Source organism: Flavobacterium sp., from assembly GCF_029242675.1.
In the GTDB taxonomy this organism is placed as follows: Bacteria; Bacteroidota; Bacteroidia; order Flavobacteriales; family Flavobacteriaceae; genus Flavobacterium.
Genome location: NZ_JAQWTM010000064.1, coordinates 1 through 4484 on the forward strand (window position 1 = coordinate 1; position 4484 = coordinate 4484).

The 4484-nt window shown below is 34.7% G+C and carries 4 protein-coding genes and 1 pseudogene; 3 read left to right on the forward strand and 2 right to left on the reverse strand.

Going from position 1 to position 4484, the window contains the following annotated elements; translation table 11 throughout:
- The coding region (locus P8M54_RS02460; RefSeq protein WP_300284668.1) for a hypothetical protein at nucleotides 1-137 on the reverse strand (137 nt) is incomplete at its 3' end.
- Nucleotides 138-427: 290 nt separating this feature from the next.
- Here P8M54_RS02460 and P8M54_RS02465 point away from each other — a divergent pair.
- The 3 genes from P8M54_RS02465 (at nucleotide 428) to P8M54_RS02475 (ending at nucleotide 4115) form a co-directional block, all read left to right on the forward strand.
- Nucleotides 428-1261, forward strand: a complete 834-nt coding sequence (locus tag P8M54_RS02465; RefSeq protein ID WP_300284660.1) for a universal stress protein — start codon at nucleotides 428-430, stop codon at nucleotides 1259-1261.
- 105 nt (nucleotides 1262-1366) lie between these two features.
- Nucleotides 1367-3139, forward strand: a complete 1773-nt coding sequence (locus P8M54_RS02470) for a DNA mismatch repair protein (RefSeq protein ID WP_300284663.1) — start codon at nucleotides 1367-1369, stop codon at nucleotides 3137-3139.
- A gap of 88 nt (nucleotides 3140-3227) precedes the next feature.
- Nucleotides 3228-4115: a hypothetical protein gene (locus P8M54_RS02475; RefSeq protein WP_300284666.1), complete on the forward strand. Its 888-nt coding sequence runs from the start codon at nucleotides 3228-3230 to the stop codon at nucleotides 4113-4115.
- Between the two features lie 137 nt (nucleotides 4116-4252).
- Here the strand turns inward: P8M54_RS02475 and P8M54_RS02480 are convergent.
- A pseudogene (locus P8M54_RS02480) lies at nucleotides 4253-4484 on the reverse strand (DNA polymerase III subunit beta); the annotation flags it as partial.

Here is a 4484-nt window from a genome sequence, read left to right on the forward strand (position 1 = left end):
AATAAATTTTTGTTTTTGATGGATCTAAAAACCGAATTTCCAATCGTGATGGCTTCTTGTCCGGAGATTCGTATAATGGCGATAGCTCCAGCTCCTGATGGGGTTGCTAGTGCTACTATGGCGTCGTTGTTTAGCATGGTATATTGTATAGGTTGTAAAGGTACTAAAACAAAAGAAGTGATGGAAAAGATTTAAGTTGATTGTTTGCAGGGTTCGCGTGAGGGGTAGAAGCAGTCCGCCGAAGCGGAGCGGATGACCCGACAGCCTCTAGAGAAAAGGGCCACTAACGATAAACAATGGAGCCCTTTTTTCTAGAGGGTGGCACGCCCAAATTTATCTTAAAAAAGAGATAACAAACTGATTTTTATCATAGTATTGCCGTAACTTTAGGTGTAATTTTGAGCTACTAACTTCTAAAATTGTCAAAATGAAACGTATTCTTTTTCCAACCGATTTTTCTGAAACAGCTACCAATGCCTTTGTTCATGCTTTAGAATTTGCAAAAATGATCAAAGGGGAGCTGATTTTATTACACACCTTTGAACTTCCTATTTTAGACACGCAGTTTTTTCCGCAGAATTATATGGAAATTTATGAGTCGCTGGAACTTTCGCAATTTGAGATGTTCAAAGAGGAGCTGCCTAAATTGCATTCGATTGCTTTGGCACACAATCTAGATCATATTAAAATGACGCACCGCCTCATGGATGGCGAATTAGTGTACAACATCGAGAAAGCGATAAAGGAAGACAAAATTGATTATGTGGTCATGGGAACTGAAGGCGCTTCGGGTTGGTCCGCTTTTTTTATGGGAACCAATGCAGGTAGCGTTTTAGTAGATGTCGCCGTTCCTACTTATTGTATTCCGCATGGAGCTGAATACAAAAAAATACAAACCATAGGTTTTACTACTCGTTTTAGGGAGAAAGATAAAAAAGCCTTGAAAAATGTTTTAAAACTCGCTAAAAAAGCCAACGCTCAGGTGCATTGTTTGTATGTGAAAACTTCAGACTCGGATGTGTCCAAAGAAACAGTTAAGGAATGGGAAAATGAGTTTGAAGGCGAGGGTGTTGTGTTTTGGGTGATGTTAAGTGATGATGTCAAAGAATCTATTGTCGACTTTATAGTTCAAAGAGATATTGACGTTTTGACGATGCTTACCTATAAAAGAAGTTTTTTTGAGGGGTTGTTCCATCCTAGTTTTACAAAAAAAATGGCGCAAAATCTCAGTATTCCCGTTCTGGTTATGCCAATTGAATAAATTGGTTAACGAGACAGCTACGCATTACCTTAGGTTTAGAATAGGTCTTTTTTAAGTAGTTTATTCCGTAGGTACGCTTATATTTGTGGCTCACTCACTATTGTTATGAAAGTATACCAAGATAAAATTACGCAGTTCACGTTAGCATTACAGTCCATTAATAAAAAGTACAATTCAATTAGTTTGGTTAGGCTATTGGTGATTGTGGCCTTTTTTGTTTCGGTTTATTATTATGTAGAGCAACAATCGATGCTGTTTATAGTACTAGCCATCGCGCTTTTTGTCGGATTCATTTTCTTGATGAAGCTGCACTCGAAGTTATTAAATGACAAAAAAATAGCCAATGCGCTCCTTACTATTAATAAAGACGAACTAGCATTTGTAAGTAAAAGGGAGTTGCCTTTTGAAGACGGACAAGAGTTTATTGATTTTCAGCATCCGTATGCCTATGATTTAGATATTTTTGGTGCCCATTCTTTATTTCAGAATCTGAATAGGACAGCTACTTTTATTGGAAAAAAAACGCTGGCTGAGCGTTTACTTGTTTTAGCTCCTAATGAGGAGATAATCGAAAATCAAGCTGCAGTAGCGGAACTTTCGAGTAAATTGGACTGGCGTCAGGATTTTTTGGCTTTCGCCAAAGTAAGTCAGGACAACCAATCGAGTTATGAATCGCTATTGCGATGGAGTACTTTTAATAGTAACCCGCTGTCTCGATTGACTAATATTGGCTCCTATATTTTGCCACTACTTTTTATCGGGAGTGCGATAGGCTACTTAATCAGTTCGAATACCATTTTTGTATCGGCAATGTCGTATTTGTTTATCATCAATTTGGCATTTTTAGGCAAGTATTTTAAACGCATTCAAATCGAGATTTCCAATTCAGATAATATCGATAAAATACTGAAGCAATACAGTAAACTACTTCAAAAGGTCGAAGAGGAAAAATTTAGTGCACCAAAACTACTTGCTTTGCAACAAAAATTAAAATTCAAGGAGAAAAACGCGAGTGCACACTTTCAAGAACTATCGGAGCTGTTTTCAAAAATGGATAGTATTAATAATTTAATCACGGCCACCTTATTTAATGGCGCCTTTTTGTATAATTTACACGCTTTAAAAGATTTATTAAAATGGAAAAAAGAGCATGCCACAGCGCTTGAAGATTGGCTTGCGGTCATTGGTGAGTTTGAAATGCTGAACAGCTTTGCAAATCTATCGTATAACAACCCCGACTTTGTTTTCCCCACTTTGAACACGGATTTCAAAATTAGTTTTAATAACCTAAGCCATCCTTTATTGACCAGCGCTACTAGAGTAGGGAATGAGGTCCAGTTTTACCCACAGTCCTTTATGATCTTGACAGGGTCAAACATGTCAGGCAAAAGTACATTTTTACGTAGTTTGGGTATTAATATGGTTTTAGCGGGAGCTGGATCAGTAGTGTGTGCTGCTGCAGCAACAGTACATCCTTTGCCGGTTTTGGTATCCATGCGACTTTCAGATTCTTTGTCTGATAGCGAATCGTATTTCTTTGCCGAGATTAAGCGCTTAAAGCAAATAATGAATGCGTTAGAAAAACAACCGGCTTTTGTACTATTAGATGAAATATTACGCGGAACCAATTCAGATGATAAACGAAACGGAACCATTGAAGTGGTGAAAAAAGTAATTGCTAATAAAGCAATAGGAGCTATTGCAACCCATGATATTGAGGTTTGCTTGACTACTAATGCGTTTCCTGCGATCTTAACTAATAAATGTTTTGAGGTCGAAATAGTCAATGACGAATTGCACTTTGACTACAAACTTCGTGATGGGATTTGCAAAAATAAAAGTGCTACCTTCTTGATGACAAAGATGGGCGTGATATAATTAATAATCAGTGTAATAAAAATCTTCACATAATATAAGTAAGATTAAACTTAAAAGTTTATTTTTACAATAGTAAACTATCATTATCATGACAAAAAAAATAGCAGTGCTTTTATTCTTTCTTAGTTTTTTCTTCACTTTTGCGCAGCATAAAAAATCACTGGATTCTATAAATGTTGCCTATATGAATATTAAAACTTATCAGCACTATAAAATTAAAGTTGATAGTAAAGTAGATTCAATTGGGTTTAAAATAGATAAAAATGATACCATTATAATGGTAAAAGGATATAAATCAAAAGGGGTACAAGTGCCTTACGAAGAAAAAGATTCTATTTTTTTAGAACGATATAAGAATATTGTTTTCAATAAAAAATATCAGAAGAAGAATCAAAAAGTTTTGCCCACGATGAAAACGTGGAAAAGTGAGATAAAAATCTACGTAGATAAATCAGTGGATAAAAACACGATTAAAAAATTTAAGGAATTCACCAAATATATTGATCAAGAGGTAGATTCACTCAAAATTAGCTTTGTTAGAAATAAGAGCAAATCAAACTACTTTATTTATGGGATGAAAGATGCCACATCTGAAAATTTTGATGTTCGGATTCTAAATAAGGAAGGATATTATTTAGAATGGAATGGTAAACAGAATATTACCAACTGCTCGCTGAAATTAAACATGCAGGATACTTTGAACGAAGATCAAAAATTGAATTCTCTAGAACAAAATTTTGTTTTAACTTTAGGATACTTTTATTTAGAACGTAACTTTACTGAGTGCACCAGTTATTTCTCCATTTGTCGCTCTTTGAAAAAGACATTTAGTAATAATGATCTTGAAATTTTAAAGTATCATTATAGTTATGGAATTTGTAAAGGCACGAACTTGGAAACATTCGAGAAAAATCATGCAGAGGCGAAAGCTGCGCTGAAAAAAGATAATACAAAATTCTATTTTTCACATGAATAAAAAAAACCGACTAGTTATTAAACTGGACGGTTTTTTTAAATATAAAAATGGTTTGGTTAATAGCGGAATTGCTTTACAATGATACTACTTATAAATTAATAATCAAAAAACTAATCCAACAAAAGGATAATTTTTTGTTAACTATTTAACATAACTGGCATTACTAACATCGTAACTGTTTCTCCTTCTTCTAGACCATCAACAGGTGTTAAAATTCCGGCGCGGTTAGGTAATGACATCTCTAACATAATCATATCTGATTGTAAGTTTGTCAACATTTCAGTTAAGAAACGAGAGTTGTAACCTATTTGCATATCATCTCCTTGGTAATCACAAGTCAATCTTTCCTCAGCTTTATTAGAGTAATCA